The following is a 16577-nucleotide window of genomic DNA, read 5'->3' on the forward strand; positions in this document are numbered from 1 at the left end:
CCACACCGGTCACACCGGTCACACCGAAGGCACCGCAGCGATCAGGCGTCCTCGGCCAGTTCCAGCCAGCGCATCTCCAACTCATCGCGCTCCGCGACCAGTTCGCGCAGCTCCGCGTCCAGCTTCGCCACCTTCTCGAAGTCCGTGGCGTTGTCCGCGATCTGGGCGTGCAGCGCGGTCTCCCGTGTCGACATCTTGTCGAGCTGCCGCTCCACCTTCTGCAGTTCCTTCTTCGCCGCGCGTGCGGCCTGCGGGGAGACGGTCGCGGCCGGCGCGGCCTTCTCCTTGGCCGCGGGTGCGGCGGAGGGGGTGGCCGCCTCCTCCATCCGCTGCCTGCGCTCCAGGTACTCGTCGATCCCGCGCGGCAGCATCCGCAGCGCGCGGTCGCCGAGCAGCGCCATCACCCGGTCCGTGGTGCGCTCGATGAAGAACCGGTCGTGGGAGATCACGATCATCGACCCGGGCCAGCCGTCGAGGAGGTCCTCCAGCTGGGTCAGGGTCTCGATGTCGAGGTCGTTGGTGGGCTCGTCGAGGAAGAGGACGTTCGGCTCGTCCATCAGCAGGCGCAGGATCTGGAGCCGGCGCCGCTCACCGCCGGAGAGGTCGCCGACCGGGGTCCATTGCTTCTCCTTCGAGAAGCCGAACTGCTCGCACAGCTGGCCCGCGGTCATCTCCCGGCCCTTGCCGAGGTCGACCCGGTCCCGTACCTGCTGCACCGCTTCGAGCACCCGCAGGTTCGGGTTCAGCTCATGGACCTCCTGGGAGAGGTAGGCGAGCCTGACGGTCTTGCCGACGACGACCTTCCCGGCGGCGGGCTGGGTGTCGCCCTGCGTACGGGCCGCCTCGGCGAGCGCCCGCAGCAGCGAGGTCTTGCCCGCGCCGTTGACCCCGACCAGGCCGATCCGGTCGCCGGGGCCCAGCTGCCAGGTGAGATGGGTGAGCAGCGTCTTGGGGCCCGCCTGGACGGTCACGTCCTCCAGGTCGAAGACGGTCTTGCCGAGCCGCGCGTTGGCGAACTTCATCAGCTCGCTGGTGTCGCGCGGCGGCGGCACGTCGGCGATCAGTTCGTTGGCCGCCTCGATGCGGTAGCGCGGCTTGGAGGTACGGGCGGGGGCGCCGCGGCGCAGCCAGGCCAGCTCCTTACGCATCAGGTTCTGCCGCTTGGACTCCTCGGTCGCGGCGATCCGCTCCCGTTCGGCCCGGGCGAAGACGTAGTCGCTGTAGCCGCCCTCGTACTCGTGGACCGTGCCGCGCTGGACGTCCCACATGCGCGTACAGACCTGGTCGAGGAACCAGCGGTCGTGGGTGACACAGACGAGCGCCGAACGGCGGGCCCGCAGATGGCCGGCGAGCCAGGAGATGCCCTCGACGTCGAGGTGGTTGGTCGGCTCGTCGAGGACGATCAGGTCCTGCTCGGCGATGAGCAGCTTGGCCAGCGCGATGCGGCGCCGCTCACCGCCGGAGAGCGGCGCGATGACGGTGTCCAGACCGTGCTCGAAGCCCGGCAGGGCGAGCCCGCCGAAGAGCCCGGTGAGCACATCGCGGATCTTGGCGCTGCCCGCCCACTCGTGGTCGGCGAGGTCGCCGATCACCTCGTGGCGGATGGTCGCCTCGGGGTCGAGCGAGTCGTGCTGGGTGAGGACGCCGAGGCGCAGCCCGCCGCTGTGGGTGACGCGGCCGCTGTCCGCGTCCTCCAGCCTGGCGAGCATCCGGATGAGCGTCGTCTTGCCGTCGCCGTTACGGCCCACGACACCGATCCGGTCCCCCTCGGACACACCCAGGGACACACCATCGAGCAGGGCACGGGTGCCGTACACCTTGCTGACCTGCTCGACATTGACCAGATTGACGGCCATTTCACTCCTGCCCAGGGGATCGATCGACGTCCCAGGGTAGTCGGCTCGCGGCTGCGATAGCGTGCGGCAACCGATCAAGGGGCAGGGGCCCCGGTCGGAAGATCTTCGAACATCTCAGGGGTGGGGACTTCAGTGGGGACTTCGGCGGGGACTTCAGTGGGGACTTCAGTGGGGACTTCGACGGTGCGTGACACTGTGCGCGATGCTGTTCGAAGGCCGGTGCGGGGCATGGTTCCGGCGGCACTGCTGGCGACGCTTGTGCTGGCCGGCTGCTCGTCGGCGTCGCAGGATGCGGGGGCCGTGGGCGAGAAGCCGGCCGACGGGAAGCCGTCGCAGAAGGCCGAGGCGACCGGGAAGACCGCCGTCGAGGGAGACACGGTCGGCGGCTCCGGATCGGCCTGCCCGCTGCCCGTGACCTTCGACCTTGCCGCATCGTGGAGGCCGAAGGCCGTCCACGTCGATCCGGACTCCGAGCTCGGGGCCGCGCTCGGCGTGCAGGGCCAGGTCACCATGGTCTGCGAGATCGACGCGAAGCCGGCGGGGAACATCGGTTATCTACGGGTCTGGCAGGGCAAGAAGTCCGATCGCACCCCGCGCCAGGTCCTGGAGGCGTTCATCGCCGACGAGGACGGCGCCGGAAAGGTCACGTACACCGGGACCACGGCCGGTGACCTGGCCGCGGCCGAGGTCGGCTACACGGTCAGGAGCAAGCTGCTGGACGAGCTCAAGAAGGAGCGGGCCTTCGCCGTCGCCACCCCGGACGGGCCGGTCGTGGTCCATCTGGGCGGGATGGACTCCGAGGAGCACGAGGCGATGCTCCCGGCGTACGAGCTGGCCAAGAAGAGCCTGCGGCTCGGCTGACCGGCCGGGCGGCGCCGCCCGGCCCGGCTCACAGGACCGTGGCGCCCGGCGCCGGGGAGACCGCGGCCCGTGCGTTCCTGCATGTCCCCGAGGTGATCAGCGCCTCGGCCACCTTCCGGGCCGACTCCGCGTCCGCCACCAGGAACGCGGTGGTCGGCCCGGAGCCCGAGACCAGGGCGGCCAGGGCACCGGCCCCGGTGCCCGCGGCGAGGGTGTCGGCGAGGGAGGGGCGCAGGGAGAGCGCGGCGGGCTGGAGGTCGTTGCTCAGGGCGCCCGCGAGAGCCGTGGCGTCACCGGTCCGCAGCGCGTCCAGGAGTGCGGCGGACGCGGCGGGATCCGGGACGTCCGTACCGACCGTGAGCCGGTCGAACTCACCGTAGACGGCTGGGGTGGAGAGCCCGCCGTCGGCGACCGCGAAGACCCAGTGGAAGGTTCCGCCGACATCGATCGTGGTCAGCCGCTCGCCGCGGCCGACGCCGAGGGCCGCGCCGCCGACGAGGCTGAACGGGACGTCGCTGCCCAGCTCCGCGCAGATGGCGAGGAGCTCCTCCCGGCCGGCACCGGTGGACCAGAGGGTGTCGCAGGCCAGCAGGGCGGCCGCACCGTCGGCGCTGCCGCCCGCCATGCCGCCCGCGACGGGGATGTCCTTGGCGATGTGGATGTGCACATCGGGGGCGATGCCATGCCGTTCGGCCAGTGCGATCGCGGCGCGGGCGGCGAGGTTCGTCGCGTCCAGCGGGACCTTCGCGGCGTCCGGGCCCGAGCAGGTGATGCGCAGCTCGTCGGCGGGGGTGACGGTGACCTCGTCGTACAGGCCGACGGCGAGGAAGACGTTGGCCAGGTCGTGGAAGCCGTCGGGGCGCGGGGCGCCGACGGCGAGCTGGACGTTGACCTTGGCCGGTACGCGGACGGTGACGCTCACTCGCCCCTCCCGGAGGGCTCGTTACGGGCGTTCCCGGCGGGCTCGTTCCCGGCGGGCTTGTTCTCGGCGGGCTTGTTCTCGGCGATGGCGGCGAACTCCTCGACCGTCAGCGCCTCGCCGCGGGCCTGCGGCGAGATCCCGGCCGCGACCAGTGCCGCTTCGGCGGCGGGCGCGGAGCCCGCCCAGCCGGCCAGGGCCGCCCGCAGCGTCTTGCGGCGCTGGGCGAAGGCCGCGTCGACGACCGCGAAGACCTCGGTCCTGCTCGCGCTCGTCGCGATCGGCTCGGTGCGCCGGACCAGCGACACCAGACCGGAGTCGACGTTCGGGGCGGGCCAGAAGACGTTGCGGCCGATGGACCCGGCCCGCTTGACGTCCGCGTACCAGTTGGCCTTCACCGACGGCACACCGTAGACCTTGTTGCCCGGCCGGGCGGCCAGCCGGTCGGCGACCTCGGCCTGGACCATGACGAGGGTCCGCTCGATCGACGGGAACCGCTCCAGCATCGTCAGCAGGACCGGCACGGCGACGTTGTACGGAAGGTTCGCGACCAGCGCGGTCGGCGCCGGACCCGGCAGCTCCCGCACCAGCATCGCGTCGGAGTGCACCAGCGTGAACCGGTCGGCGCGCCCCGGCATCCGGGCGGCGACCGTGGCCGGCAGGGCGCGCGCCAGCACGTCGTCGATCTCGACGGCGACGACCCGGTCCGCCGCCTCCAGCAGCGCCAGGGTCAACGAGCCGAGCCCGGGACCGACTTCGACGACGACGTCGTCCGGGCGGACTTCCGCCGTCCGCACGATCCGGCGAACCGTGTTGGCGTCGATGACGAAGTTCTGACCGCGCTGCTTGGTCGGGCGTACGCCCAGCTCGGCGGCCAGCTCGCGGATGTCTGCGGGGCCCAGGAGGGCATCGGGCTCAGTGGTGCTCACCCGGTAAGCGTACGGCCGCGGCGCGACCGGGGGCTCGCGCCCGTCGCGCACACGGCTTCTCCGGCCGGGCGCCGGGCTCCTACCTCCGCGGCCGGACCACGACCTCGTCGCCGTCGGCGAGTCCGCTGCCGAGGGCCGGTGTGACGCTGTCGCGGGCGGCGAGCGTGACGCCCTCGTCGGCGAGGAACTCGTCGATGTCGCCCGCGAAGGTGTGCAGGGTGCGGGGCCTGCCGTCGACGTCCAGCGTCACCGCCTTGTCGCAGGCCACGAACGCCGTGGTGCCACCGGCCAGGAACGCGACGACGAGGGCCTGCGGGACGAGTCGGCGCAGGCTCTCGGGCCCGGCCGGGGCCCTGTGCCGCCGGGCGGCCCGGCGCGCCACCGCCCGGCCGCCGGGGGCGGCGGGGGCGCCGGTGGCGGGCGGGCGCCCTGGCGACGGCCGGTCGACGACGGTCGGGGCGTGGACCGCCCAGGCGGCGAGCGTCAGCCGCTCATGGAGCGGGACGGACGCGGGGGCGGCGGCGGGAAGCGGGGCGGGCGGGCGCGCCACCGCCGTACGCCCACTGCCGCGTGCCGCGCGGTGACTGCCCTTCGAGTTGCTCACGATGCTCCAGAGGATCCGATCGGCCGGCTCGCCTGATGGCGCCCGGGACAATAGCGGAGCATCGGTGACTCACCAAACCGGCTCGACCGCGTACCGTCACCAACGGGTGGGTACGTACGACTCAGTAGTCGAACGCGCGAGCGGTGTTGTCGGCGATGGCCGACGCCAGGGCGTCCTCGTCCACGCCCTTCACCTCCGCCATGGCACGCAGCGTGACCGGAATGAGGTACGGCGCGTTGGGCCGTCCGCGGTACGGGGCGGGGGTCAGGAACGGCGCGTCCGTCTCGACCAGGACCAGTTCCATCGGCGCGACGGACAGCGCGTCGCGCAGCGGCTGGGCGTTCTTGAAGGTGACATTGCCCGCGAAGGACATGAAGTACCCGGCGTCCGCGCAGGTCCGGGCCATGTCGGCGTCGCCGGAGTAACAGTGGAAGACGGTCCGCTCGGGGGCGCCCGCCTCGGCGAGGACGCGCAGCACTTCCGCGTGCGCCTCGCGGTCGTGGATGACCAGCGCCTTGCCGTGCCGCTTGGCGATCTCGATGTGGGCGCGGAAGGACTCCTCCTGCGCGGCCATGCCCTCGGGGCCGGTACGGAAGTAGTCGAGCCCGGTCTCGCCGACACCGCGTACGTGGTCGAGTGCGGCCAGCGCGTCGATCTCCGCGAGCGCCTCGTGGAGCGCCGCTGTCCCGCCCCCTTCGCGCGCCCCCTGCCGTGACCGCCCCTCGGGATCGCCGTGCACGATGCGCGGCGCCTCGTTGGGGTGGAGGGCGACCGCCGCGTGCACGCTCGCGTGCGCGGCGGCGGTCTCGGCCGCCCAGCGAGAACCGGCCACGTCGCAGCCCACCTGGATCACGGTGGTCACGTTGACCGCCGCGGCCCTGGCCAGGCCCTCCTCGACGGTCGCGTCCTGCATGTCCAGGTGGGTGTGCGAATCGGCGACCGGCACCCGGAGGGGTTCGGGCAGCGGCGGGGCTTCGGTACGGCTCATGACGACGATCGTACGAGGACCGCGCCGGGCGCCTCACCGGCGGTGGAAGCCGGACGGCCCTACTTGCGGTGGAAGGGGTGCAGCAGGTCGGACAGGTGCCAGTGGTGCTGCGCGCCCGCGGGTGCGGCGGCCATGGCCTCGTCGCCCTGGGCGCCGATGCCCTCGACAGGCGGCCGCGTGGGCCGGGGCGTGTGGAGCAGATTCTGGACGGCCGAGACCCGGCCGGCCCCCATGATCCGGACCACGTGCCCGTCGCAGTTCACGCAGCTGGGCCGGGAAAGGGGCGAGGGAACCCGCTCCCCGTTCGCCTTGTATATGACGTAGTCGTTGTTGGAGCCGTCGACGTGGTGCTCTATCTCGTAGGCCTGTTCCCAGCCGTGTCCGCACTTCATGCAGGCGAAGGCATACGCCTCATGGACGGTGGTAGGTGTGATCTCGCTCATGCCTGCTCCTTTGGTCCGCCGGACGGACATTCCGGAGAATGCGTCCTTGGTCCAGTGGACGCCCTTACCAGCGGCAGCGCATCGGACCGTAACGAGTGTTGGAGCGGTTTTGGCCAACTCGTGGCAGAAAGGCCCGGTGCGCGACTCCCGCTTTGCTTACGAGATCATTTCGTTGACCTATGCGGGGCCGGTTCGCTCCGCATTCTTTGCCGCCACGACCGCGTCGAAGACTTCGCGCTTGGGCAGTCCCGCGTCGGCGGCCACGGCGGCGATGGCTTCCTTGCGTCGCTCCCCCGCCTCTTCACGCACCCGCACCCTGCGTACCAGCTCCGCGGCGTCCAGTTCCCCGGGTCCGGAGTCGGCCGCGCCCTCGACGACGACGGTGATTTCGCCGCGTACGCCTTCGGCCGCCCAGGCCGCCAGCTCGCCCAGCGGGCCGCGCTTCACTTCCTCGTACGTCTTGGTCAGCTCCCGGCACACGGCCGCCCGGCGGTCGGCGCCGAAGACCTCGGCCATCGCCGCGAGGGTGTCGTCGAGCCGGTGCGGGGCCTCGAAGAAGACCATGGTGCGGCGCTCGTCGGCGACCTCGCGCAGCCTGCCGAGCCGTTCGCCCGCCTTGCGCGGCAGGAAGCCCTCGAAGCAGAACCGGTCGACGGGCAGCGCGGACAGGGCGAGAGCGGTGAGCACCGCGGACGGGCCCGGGACCGCGGTGACCTTGATGTCCTTCTCCACCGCCGCGGCCACCAGCCGGTAGCCGGGGTCGGAGACGGACGGCATCCCGGCGTCCGTGACCAGCAGGACGCGGGCGCCGCCGGTCAGTGCCTCGACGAGTTCGGGCGTACGGGCCGACTCGTTGCCCTCGAAGTAGGAGACGACCCGCCCCGTGGTGTGGATGCCGAGCGCCTGGGTGAGGCGGCGCAGCCGCCGGGTGTCCTCGGCGGCGACGACATCGGCCGTCTCCAGTTCGGCGGCGAGGCGTGGCGGAGCGTCCGCCACATCGCCGATGGGGGTTCCTGCGAGTACCAGCGTTCCAGTCGTTCCAGTCACATGAGCCATCCTCCCAGCACGGGCGACAGCGCTCGCGCCGTGACCGGCAGTGTTTGCCCGGAGGGAGCGTCGTCCAGTGCGTGCGATCGCAAGGCGGCCGGAGCCCTGGTAGCGGCGCTGCCAAGGCTTTTGGCCGACGCCGCGAGCGTGCGTGCTGGGCGGCGCGACGGGGCAAAGCTTGCTGGGATGGGCACTGGCACAGACACGTTCCCTACGATGGCGCGGTGACGAGTACTGCGCCCGAGGCCCAGCAGGGTCAAGACGCCGGGGAACCGCACGGCGAAGAGCCCGCCTCCTGGCAACAGCGGCTACGCCGCTTCGGCCATGCGACGCGGCCCGGAATCGGGCTGCGTGAACGGCTGGTGCCGCCGTATACCCGGCCCGGCGCCCGGTTGTGGGCGGTGCTCGGGATCTCCCCGCCGCTGGCCGGGCGCCTGGTGCGCTGGTCCGCCTGGGGTGGTCCGCTGCTGGTGGCGCTGGTCGCGGGGGTGCTGCGGTTCTGGAAGCTGGGCAGCCCGCACGCGCTGATATTCGACGAGACGTATTACGCCAAGGATTCCTGGGCGCTGATCAACCAGGGTTACGAGGGCAACTGGCCCAAGGACATCGACAAGCTCATCCTCGACGATCCGCCGAGGGTGCACGTTCCGGTGGACCCGGGCTATGTGGTGCATCCACCGGTCGGCAAGTGGATCATCGGGCTCGGGGAGCACTTCTTCGGTTTCACGCCTTTCGGCTGGCGGTTCATGGTCGCGGTGCTCGGCACGCTGTCGGTGCTGATGCTGTGCCGGATCGGCCGGCGGCTGTTCCGCTCGACGTTCCTTGGCTGCCTGGCGGGCACACTGCTCGCCGTCGACGGCCTGCATTTCGTGATGAGCCGCACCGCGCTGCTCGACCTGGTACTGATGTTCTTCGTGCTGGCCGCGTTCGGTGCGCTGCTGATCGACCGCGACTGGGCGCGGCGCAGGCTCGCCGCGGCGCTGCCGGTCGACGAAGAGGGTGTGCTGCGCCCCGATGCCGGGGTCGCGGAGAATCTGCGCCTCGGCCTGCGCCCGTGGCGGCTGACAGCCGGTCTGATGCTGGGGCTGGCCTTCGCCACCAAGTGGAACGGCCTGTACATCCTGGCCGGCTTCGGTCTGATGACGGTGCTGTGGGACGTGGGCGCGCGCCGGACCGCGGGTGCGGTGCGGCCGTACCTGGCGGTACTCAAGCGCGATCTGCTGCCGGCGTTCGTCTCCACGGTCCCGGTCGCGATCCTCACGTACCTCGTGTCCTGGACCGGGTGGATCGTCACCGACAAGGGCTACTACCGGAACTGGGCGCAGACCGACGGCAGGGGCGGCAACTGGACGTGGCTGCCGGACTGGCTGCGCAGCCTGTGGCACTACGAGTACCAGGTCTACGAATTCCATGTGAATCTGACCTCCGGCCACACCTACCAGTCCAATCCCTGGAGCTGGATCGTGCTCGGCCGGCCCGTCTCGTACTTCTGGCAGGAACAGCCGGGCTGCGCGGCATCGGAGACCGGCAAATGCTCCCGCGAGGTGCTGGCCATCGGGACGCCGCTGCTGTGGTGGGCGGCGTGCTTCGCCCTGATGTACGTGCTGTGGCGCTGGTTCTTCCGGCGCGACTGGCGGGCGGGCGCGATCGCCTGCGGCGTGGCGGCGGGCTGGCTGCCCTGGTTCTTCTACCAGGAGCGGACGATCTTCCTCTTCTACGCGGTCGTGTTCGTACCGTTCCTGTGTCTGGCGGTCACGATGATGATCGGCGCGATGCTGGGTCCGGCGGCGGGGAGCGGCCCCCGGCGGGAACTCGGCCTGGTGACCGGCGACGCATCGGGCGAACGGCGGCGGACGCTGGGGGCTGTCGCCGCGGGCGTACTGGTGCTGCTGATCATCTGGAATTTCATCTATTTCTGGCCGATCTACACGGGGACTCCGATCCCCGACGGTTCCTGGCGGGACCGGATGTGGCTGGACACCTGGATCTAGCTGGGCAAGAGCACCAAGAGGCCGCAGTTATCGAGACTGCGGCCTCTTGGTGATTGTTGGCCGTCATTGGTGCCCATTGGTCGCCCTCGGACGGCCCACAGGCGGCCCGGGGGCCTTCCCAACGGGCAGTGCATCCCGCTACGCCATTGCCAGGAAATCGCGATGGCGTGCTCAGGCCCGCTCTCCCCCTCGCCCCTGGCCAATAGGTCCCGCCACGGGGCCGGGTGCGGGTCAGAGAGGAAGAGCTGAAAGGACCGCCCGCCGGGCGGACGACTCTGGCGCACCAGGCCCGCCCCGGTCCCCGCCGCGAGCGGCCTGCGGGTGGTCGCCAAGAGGCAGCCCTCCGCCACTGAAAAGCCTCGGGTAGCGCCCCTCGACAGGAGGCTCTTAAGCCGGACGGGCACTGACGCTCTGCTAGACCTAAGCGGCTCCGCCGAATTCCGCTGCTGATCCGCACCTGCGGTACAAAACTGGCCGCCCCTGGTGAACGGGGTCTGGGGGCGAAGCCCCCAGGAACTTTTTGTTCCCGCACCTCAGCGGAGCTGCTTAGGGCCTGTCTCGAAGTCGGGTGTGAGCTTGTGACAAGATCGCGGGATGCTGCGACTCACCGATTTCATTATCGACTGCCCGGACACGATGAAGCTGGCGGCTTTCTACTCCGAGGTGACGGGCCGTCCGATCAAGGAAGGCAGCTCCGAGGACTGGGCTGGCATCCAGTTCGGCGAGATCGAGCTGGCATTCATCCGGGTGGACGACTACCGCGCTCCGCAGTGGCCCGACAGCGAGCACCCCAAGCAGTTCCACCTCGACTTCGAAGTGGACGAGATCGAGTCCGAGCAGCGCCGCGTCCTCGACCTCGGCGCGACGCTGAGGCAGGACTTCATCGGCCCCAACGGCTACGGCTGGCAGGTCTACACCGACCCGATCGGCCACCCCTTCTGCCTGTGCCGCAACAAGGGCGTTATCTGGACCGACCAGGGCCCGATCTAGCCCAAGCGCGACTACGACTCCGCTAGTGTCTCGTGATCCTGTCGGCGTTACTTGATCTTGTGTGTCTCGTTTGGACCGCGACCGCCGACGAAGTTCTCGCCCAGGTCCGGCTCGTCCAGACCAACATGAAGAAACTCGTCAATAACAACGCGAAATGACGCAATCAGGATCACGAGACACTAGAGGGCCTGTCCGGCCCTGATCCACCGCCGGAAAGATCATTGCTCTGCTCCGCCCCCGCATTCCATACTGAGTGCCGCCGCCGGAGATCCTGGCGGTGTTCAAGGGGGTAATCATGCGTATCGCTCGTAAGGCAGGCGTCGCGTTGACCAGTCTCGTGATGGCCGGGGGCCTCGCCACCGCGACATCCGGCTCGGCTTCCGCCGCGACGGACGAGACCTGCGGGTACCCGTCCGTCGATGTCTTCAACGACGCCGGCAAGTGGGCCGGCTCCGCCCTGTGGAGTGCGAACCCCGGCTGTGGCGTGACGGGGGACACCCTCGGCGCCTTCGACGCCACCGCCGACGGATATGGCGTCGTCGCCCATCTGAGCGCGCCCGACGGCAGCATCCCCGAACGTGTGGTCAGCACCTCCGGCCACGATTCGCCTTACACCGCGTGGAAGAGCGGCAACCTGCCCGAAGGCCATCAGTACATCATGTGGGCCTGCCTGACGAAGGGCGGCGTCGCGTCCCACTGTTCGAAGACCAAGACCGTGACCTCCTGACGCTCGCGTCCGATGACGGCTTGCGTCTGACGGGTCGCGTCTCCCTCGCCGGGTGAGCCCCGGCCGCCGCGGTGGATTCCGCGGCGGCCGGGGCTTTCGGCTGGGACGCCGGTGGTATCGCCCCTCTCGGGCCGGCCGACGTCCGGTGTCCGCCGTCCGGCGTCAGGCCGCCGGATCTTGTGTGTCTCGTTCTATGGGCATGGAGCTCTCTGTGGAACAGGCCGCCGAGCTACGGGAGTTGGTAAGCAGTCGGGACGTGCCTGCGGATATAGCCATGCGGGGCCGGATCGTGCTGTGGTCGTCTGAGGGGCGTCGGCGCAAGGACATCGCCGAGCTGCTGGGGGTGTCGCTGCCGACGGTGGACCGCTGGAAGCGCCGTTATGCCGAGCACGGCCCCGCCGGGCTGGAAGGCGACCGGCCCGGCGGGGCCCGGGAGCAAGTGCCGGCACGGGTACGGGCTCGGGTGATTGCGCTGACGCGTATGACGCCGCCGGACGGTACTGGTCTTTCGCACTGGTCCACACGCGAGTTGGCGAAGTACCTGAAGCGGACTGAGGACGTCACCGTGTCCTGGCACTACATCGCGCGGATCTGGCGGGAGGAAAATCTCAAGCCGCACCGGTCGGGCACCTTCAAGATTTCGAAGGACCCGGCGTTCGCGCAGAAGGTCGCCGACGTGATCGGTCTCTATCTGGACCCTCCGGGCGGCGCGGTGGTGCTGTCGATCGACGAGAAGACGCAGGTGCAGGCGCTGGACCGGACCCAGCCGGTGCTGCCCGTGGCATTCGCGGCCACCGAGAAGTGCACCCACGACTATGTGCGGCATGGCACGACGAACCTGTTCGCCGCCCTCGACGTCGGCACCGGGGACGTCATCGGTGAGTGCAGGCCGAACCGGAACGGCGCGACCTTCCTGGCTTTCCTGAAGAAGGCGGTGAAGCCACACGCGGGCAAGGAGATTCACGTCGTTTTGGACAACCTGTCCACGCACACCACGTCGGAGGTGAAGGCGTGGCTGGCCAAGAACCCGCATATCCACTTCCACTTCACTCCCGTCGGCTCCTCCTGGTTGAACCAAATCGAGATCTGGTTCGGCATCCTGACCCGGCAGTCGATCCGTCGCGGGACGTTCTCGAGCGTCAACGTCCTGGTCAAGCAGATCCGCGACTACATCAGCTCCTGGAATCAGGCGGCGAAACCCTTCACCTGGACCGCGACCGCCGACGAAGTTCTCGCCAAGGTCCGGCTCGTCCAGACCAACATGAAGAAACTCGTCAATAACAACGCGAAATGGCGCAATCAGGATCACGAGACACTAGGTCCAGCAGGCCCGCTAGCAACCCATAGGCGAGCCACGGACGCTTCATCAGAGTCCTGGCCACGGTGGCCCATCGGCTCCCGGAATTTCCCCCCGCCGGTCCCATGGCCAGACCATAGCCTCCGCCCACGGCACGGGACTGCGGCGAGGCAAAGCCCTCCCCATTCATTTCTGACCCATCCACACGGGAACGCCCATTCCCGACGGGTCCTGGCGGGACCGGATGTGGCTGGATACCTGGATTTAGGAGGGTGCACCATGATTCGACCGCTGTATTCATGCCACACGCATCCCGTTCCGATAACAACCATCTCGACTGTCACCGCAGTCCCGTAGGGTGCCCAGCAGCTTCCCCCTTGAACACGTTCAAGGGGAACTCCTGGGGAGGGGGGACTGACGGATGCGCAGTGGAGTGAAGGTCGCGATAGTCGGCGGCGTGTTCGCGGTCGTGGTCGGCGGGGTGGGCTACGGCGCGTACAACGTCCTGGACGGGCTGAACGGCGGTGAGGGTGGCGGCGACGGTACGGACGGCAAGTCCGCCTCCGCCGAGGTGAAGACGGGGCCGGTCACCGCCGCGGAGATCGATGACACGACGAAGCGGTTCCTCAAGGCCTGGGCGAGCGGGGACGCGGCCGTCGCATCGCAGCTCACCAACAACGCGACCGAGGCCGAACCGGCCCTGAGCGGCTACCGCGAGAGCGCCCATGTCACCGCCGCGGTGATCACTCCGGGCCCGGCGGTGGGTACGAAGGTGCCCTACACGGTGAAGGCGACCGTGTCGTTCAAGGGGAAGTCCAAGCCCTGGTCGTACTCCTCCGAACTGACCGTGGTGCGCGGCCTGACCACCGGCCGGCCGCTGGTCGACTGGGCCCCCGCCGTGATCCACCCGCAACTGACGGCCGGTGCGTCGCTGAAGACGGGTGAGGCGTCGACGCCGTCGATCGAGGCCGTCGACCGCAACGGCAGGGTGCTCACCAAGGAGAAGTACCCCTCCCTGGGGCCGATCCTGGACGCACTGGGCGACAAGTACGGGGCGAAGGCCGGCGGCACGGCCGGTATCGAGACCTGGATCGAGAGCGAGAACGCGGACAGGCCGGACAAGACCCTGCTGACCCTCACCAAGGGCAGACCGGGCAAGCTGCAGACCACCCTGGACGCGAACGCCCAGGCGGCGGCCGAGACGGCCGTGAAGAAGTTCAGCCAGGCGTCGGTGGTCGCAGTCCGGCCGTCCACGGGCGCGATCCGCGCGGTCGCCAACAATCCGGCCACCGGCTTCAACACGGCGATGCAGGGCAAGCAGGCACCCGGGTCGACGATGAAGATCGTGACGGCGGCGATGCTGATCGAGAAGGGCGTCGCGGCGGCCGACCGTCCGGTCGAGTGCCCGAAGGACGTGATGTGGCAGGGCCGCACCTTCCACAACCTGGGCCACTTCTCCCTCCCGGACACGGCCACGCTCACCACCAGTTTCGCCCGGTCCTGCAACACCGCCTTCATCAAGCTGATCGACGAGGTGGACGACGAGACCGCGCTCGCCAAGGAGGCCCGCGACGTCTTCGGCATCGGCCTGGACTGGCAGACCGGTGTGGTGACCTTCGACGGCAGCGTGCCCGAGGCCACCGGTGGCGAGGCGGCCGCCCAGTACATCGGTCAGGGCACGATCCAGATGAACGCACTCAACATGGCGTCCATCACCGCCACCGCGAAGAACGGCACCTTCCGCCAGCCGATCCTCGTCGACCGGGACCTCGACGGCCGGCCGATCGCCACCGCCTCCCGGTCGCTTTCCCCGTCCGCGTCCCAGCAGGTCACCAACATGATGCGCCAGACCGCGAGTTGGGGCACCGGAAAGGCCGCAATGGCCTCGGTCGGCGGCGACAAGGGCGCCAAGACGGGCTCGGCGGAGGTCGACGGCCAGGCCACGTCCAACAGCTGGTTCGCCGGCTTCAGCAACGACCTCGCCGCCGCGGCGGTCGTCCAGTCCGGCGGCCACGGCGGCGACGCGGCAGGCCCGGTGGTGGCGGCAGTGCTGCAAGCGGGGTCGTGAGGCACCGCCCCGCAGGGCTTCACGTGTGAACGGACGGTTCGGGGCACGCGCGGAACCCCGTCGCGCGCCCCGTAGCGCGTTCGCTAGCGTGCAGGGCATGAGCACTCCCGACACCACCGCCGCCGAAGCCCACCCCCGATTCGCCGAAGCCCTGCGGGAGCTGGGCCTCGATGTCGAGGTCCGCCGGTTCCCGGAAGCCACCCGTACCGCCGCAGAGGCCGCTGCCGCGATCGGCTGCGAGCTCAGCGAGATCGTCAAGTCCCTGATCTTCGAGGCCGACGGCGTGCCGGTCCTGGTCCTGATGGACGGCTCCTCGCGCGTCGACGTCGAGCTCGTCCGCGCGGAGCTGGGTGCCGCGAAGGTCAAGCGGGCCGGGGCCGAGCTGGTCCGGGAGACGACCGGGTACGCGATCGGTGGCGTACCGCCCTTCGGGCACCGTACAACGACCCGGGTGCTGGCCGACCGCGGACTGCTGGACCACGACGTGGTGTGGGCGGCCGCGGGCACCCCGCACACCGTCTTCCCGCTCGCCCCCAAGACCCTGATCGGGCACGCCGGTGGAACCGTGGTGGATGTGCGCGAGCAGTCCGCGTGACACCCCTGGTCGCCTTCGCCGTCCTGATCGCCGCTGTCACGCACGCCACTTGGAACGCGATCGCGCACGCGATCAAGGATCAGCTCCTCTCCTTCACCCTGATCTCCGGGGGCGGACTGCTGATCGGCGCCGCCGCGGCCGGCTTCGTCCCGTTCCCGGCCGCCGGGGCCTGGCCCTACCTGCTGGTCTCGGCGGCGCTGCACGTGGCGTACATGCTGCTGCTGATGCGTTCGTTCACCCTGGGCGACTTCGGCCAGATGTACCCGATCGCCCGGGGCACGGCACCGCTGGTGGTGACCGTCCTCGCCGCCGTCTTCGTCGGTGAGCATCCCGACGGCTGGGCCACGGCGGGCATCGCGGTGGCCTCGGCGGGGCTCGTGGGGCTCGCGCTCTGGGGCATCCGCGGCTCCGGCAGGCGCCCGGACTGGCCGGCGCTGCTGGCCGCCCTCGCGACCGGCCTGGCCATCGCCGGGTACACCACGGTGGACGGGGTCGGGGTGCGTGCCTCCGGCTCCTCGCTCGGATACATCGCCTGGCTGATGATCCTGGAGGGGATCGCCATCCCGGTGTACGCCCTCTACCGGCGCCGGTCCGCGCTCCTTCCCGCACTCAAGCCGTACGCCGGACGCGGGCTGCTGGGGGCGACCCTGTCGGTGACCGCGTACGGCCTCGTGCTGTGGGCCCAGACCCGGGCCGCGCTGGCCCCGGTCGCGGCGCTCCGGGAATCGTCCATCATCGTCGGCGCGGCCATAGGGACGGTGTTCTTCAAGGAACGGTTCGGCACACCGCGCATCGCCGCGGCGGGGCTGATGGCGGTCGGCATCGGGCTGATGCTGCACACGAGTTGAGCGGGGTACGTGCCCGGTTTCCGGGCCTGCGACCGGCACGTCGGGGCGGTGCGGGCGGTGAGGGATCCGATGGGGAGAAAAGGGGACAGTACGCCCGAGCATGACCGTTTCGTCAGGACTTCGGACTGCTTGGATGCGCAGGTCTCGCTCTCGCGGACGTCCACGCACCGAAAGGGACACCCCCGTGCCCAAGCGCAATCACCCTGTACTGGCTCTCGCCGCGGCCGTGCTGGCCGCGACCGCCGTCGCCGCGACCGGCGGAGCGCCGGCCTCCGCCGAGCCCGCTCCGAACCGGGACCTGATCAACAAGATGGACGGGAGCCGCCTGGCGCTGCTCAACAACAGCACCGCCGAAGGCGCCACCGGCATCACCCTGCGGGACCCGCGTGGAAGTACAGCACCGAGCAGTGGGAG

15 protein-coding genes are annotated in these 16577 nt (G+C 70.2%); 8 read left to right on the forward strand and 7 right to left on the reverse strand.

All coding sequences use genetic code 11. The annotated features are described in order from the left end of the window. Positions 1 to 41 precede the first annotated feature (41 nt). Positions 42 to 1856, reverse strand: coding sequence for an ABC-F family ATP-binding cassette domain-containing protein (locus OG936_RS13640; RefSeq protein WP_406494873.1), 1815 nt, complete (start codon positions 1854 to 1856; stop codon positions 42 to 44). A gap of 228 nt (positions 1857 to 2084) precedes the next feature. On the opposite strand from OG936_RS13640, the gene OG936_RS13645 reads away from it, so the two are divergent. After that, positions 2085 to 2717 carry a lipoprotein gene (locus OG936_RS13645; protein WP_406494875.1) on the forward strand — a complete coding sequence of 211 codons (633 nt, stop codon included), beginning with the start codon at positions 2085 to 2087 and terminating at the stop codon, positions 2715 to 2717. A gap of 28 nt (positions 2718 to 2745) precedes the next feature. On the opposite strand, the gene OG936_RS13650 is transcribed toward OG936_RS13645, so the two are convergent. The 6 genes from OG936_RS13650 to rsmI all read right to left on the reverse strand — a co-directional run bounded on the left by OG936_RS13650 (position 2746) and on the right by rsmI (position 7656). Continuing rightward, entirely contained in the window at positions 2746 to 3639 is an 894-nt protein-coding gene (locus tag OG936_RS13650) for a 4-(cytidine 5'-diphospho)-2-C-methyl-D-erythritol kinase (protein WP_406494876.1), read from the reverse strand. Continuing rightward, positions 3636 to 4565 (reverse strand): 16S rRNA (adenine(1518)-N(6)/adenine(1519)-N(6))-dimethyltransferase RsmA, encoded by a 930-nt coding sequence (gene rsmA, locus OG936_RS13655; protein ID WP_406494877.1) that lies wholly within the window; start codon positions 4563 to 4565, stop codon positions 3636 to 3638. Before rsmA ends, OG936_RS13650 begins: the two co-directional genes overlap by 4 nt. Before the next feature lie 79 nt (positions 4566 to 4644). Then, a complete protein-coding gene (locus OG936_RS13660) occupies positions 4645 to 5169 on the reverse strand; it encodes a ubiquitin-like domain-containing protein (RefSeq protein ID WP_406494879.1) in 525 nt (174 codons plus the stop codon). Positions 5170 to 5290: 121 nt separating this feature from the next. After that, on the reverse strand, positions 5291 to 6157 hold the full coding sequence (locus tag OG936_RS13665) for a TatD family hydrolase (protein ID WP_406494881.1): 867 nt from the start codon (positions 6155 to 6157) through the stop codon (positions 5291 to 5293). 59 nt (positions 6158 to 6216) lie between these two features. Beyond that, positions 6217 to 6600 carry a hypothetical protein gene (locus OG936_RS13670; protein ID WP_383757821.1) on the reverse strand — a complete coding sequence of 128 codons (384 nt, stop codon included), beginning with the start codon at positions 6598 to 6600 and terminating at the stop codon, positions 6217 to 6219. 177 nt (positions 6601 to 6777) lie between these two features. Next, positions 6778 to 7656: a 16S rRNA (cytidine(1402)-2'-O)-methyltransferase gene (rsmI, locus tag OG936_RS13675; RefSeq protein WP_266746683.1), complete on the reverse strand. Its 879-nt coding sequence runs from the start codon at positions 7654 to 7656 to the stop codon at positions 6778 to 6780. A gap of 215 nt (positions 7657 to 7871) precedes the next feature. Between rsmI and OG936_RS13680 the strand changes: the two genes are divergently transcribed. From OG936_RS13680 to OG936_RS13710, 7 genes are all read left to right on the forward strand, one after another. Then, positions 7872 to 9638, forward strand: a complete 1767-nt coding sequence (locus OG936_RS13680) for a dolichyl-phosphate-mannose--protein mannosyltransferase (protein WP_406494883.1) — start codon at positions 7872 to 7874, stop codon at positions 9636 to 9638. Positions 9639 to 10232: 594 nt separating this feature from the next. Beyond that, positions 10233 to 10628 carry a VOC family protein gene (locus OG936_RS13685; RefSeq protein WP_406494884.1) on the forward strand — a complete coding sequence of 132 codons (396 nt, stop codon included), beginning with the start codon at positions 10233 to 10235 and terminating at the stop codon, positions 10626 to 10628. A gap of 295 nt (positions 10629 to 10923) precedes the next feature. Then, a complete protein-coding gene (locus OG936_RS13690) occupies positions 10924 to 11355 on the forward strand; it encodes a hypothetical protein (RefSeq protein WP_406494886.1) in 432 nt (143 codons plus the stop codon). A 211-nt stretch (positions 11356 to 11566) separates the two neighbouring features. Beyond that, complete coding sequence (locus OG936_RS13695) at positions 11567 to 13009, forward strand: IS630 family transposase (RefSeq protein ID WP_406494887.1); 1443 nt, start codon at positions 11567 to 11569, stop codon at positions 13007 to 13009. A 64-nt stretch (positions 13010 to 13073) separates the two neighbouring features. After that, positions 13074 to 14720, forward strand: coding sequence for a penicillin-binding transpeptidase domain-containing protein (locus tag OG936_RS13700; RefSeq protein ID WP_406494888.1), 1647 nt, complete (start codon positions 13074 to 13076; stop codon positions 14718 to 14720). A gap of 97 nt (positions 14721 to 14817) precedes the next feature. After that, positions 14818 to 15315 (forward strand): YbaK/EbsC family protein, encoded by a 498-nt coding sequence (locus OG936_RS13705; protein ID WP_406494890.1) that lies wholly within the window; start codon positions 14818 to 14820, stop codon positions 15313 to 15315. Next, on the forward strand, positions 15312 to 16163 hold the full coding sequence (locus OG936_RS13710) for an EamA family transporter (protein WP_406494891.1): 852 nt from the start codon (positions 15312 to 15314) through the stop codon (positions 16161 to 16163). Before OG936_RS13705 ends, OG936_RS13710 begins: the two co-directional genes overlap by 4 nt. Positions 16164 to 16577 lie beyond the last annotated feature (414 nt).

Source organism: Streptomyces sp. NBC_00846, assembly GCF_045207325.1.
Classification (GTDB): domain Bacteria; phylum Actinomycetota; class Actinomycetes; order Streptomycetales; family Streptomycetaceae; genus Streptomyces.

Bases quoted from the DNA above. Each gene is read 5' to 3' on its own strand.
- OG936_RS13640 (WP_406494873.1), bottom strand. From the start codon at position 1,856: ATGGCCGTCAATCTGGTCAATGTCGAGCAGGTCAGCAAGGTGTACGGC.
- OG936_RS13645 (WP_406494875.1), top strand. From the start codon at position 2,085: ATGGTTCCGGCGGCACTGCTGGCGACGCTTGTGCTGGCCGGCTGCTCG.
- OG936_RS13665 (WP_406494881.1), bottom strand. From the start codon at position 6,157: ATGAGCCGTACCGAAGCCCCGCCGCTGCCCGAACCCCTCCGGGTGCCG.
- OG936_RS13670 (WP_383757821.1), bottom strand. From the start codon at position 6,600: ATGAGCGAGATCACACCTACCACCGTCCATGAGGCGTATGCCTTCGCC.
- rsmI (WP_266746683.1), bottom strand. From the start codon at position 7,656: ATGGCTCATGTGACTGGAACGACTGGAACGCTGGTACTCGCAGGAACC.
- OG936_RS13685 (WP_406494884.1), top strand. From the start codon at position 10,233: ATGCTGCGACTCACCGATTTCATTATCGACTGCCCGGACACGATGAAG.
- OG936_RS13690 (WP_406494886.1), top strand. From the start codon at position 10,924: ATGCGTATCGCTCGTAAGGCAGGCGTCGCGTTGACCAGTCTCGTGATG.
- OG936_RS13700 (WP_406494888.1), top strand. From the start codon at position 13,074: ATGCGCAGTGGAGTGAAGGTCGCGATAGTCGGCGGCGTGTTCGCGGTC.
- OG936_RS13705 (WP_406494890.1), top strand. From the start codon at position 14,818: ATGAGCACTCCCGACACCACCGCCGCCGAAGCCCACCCCCGATTCGCC.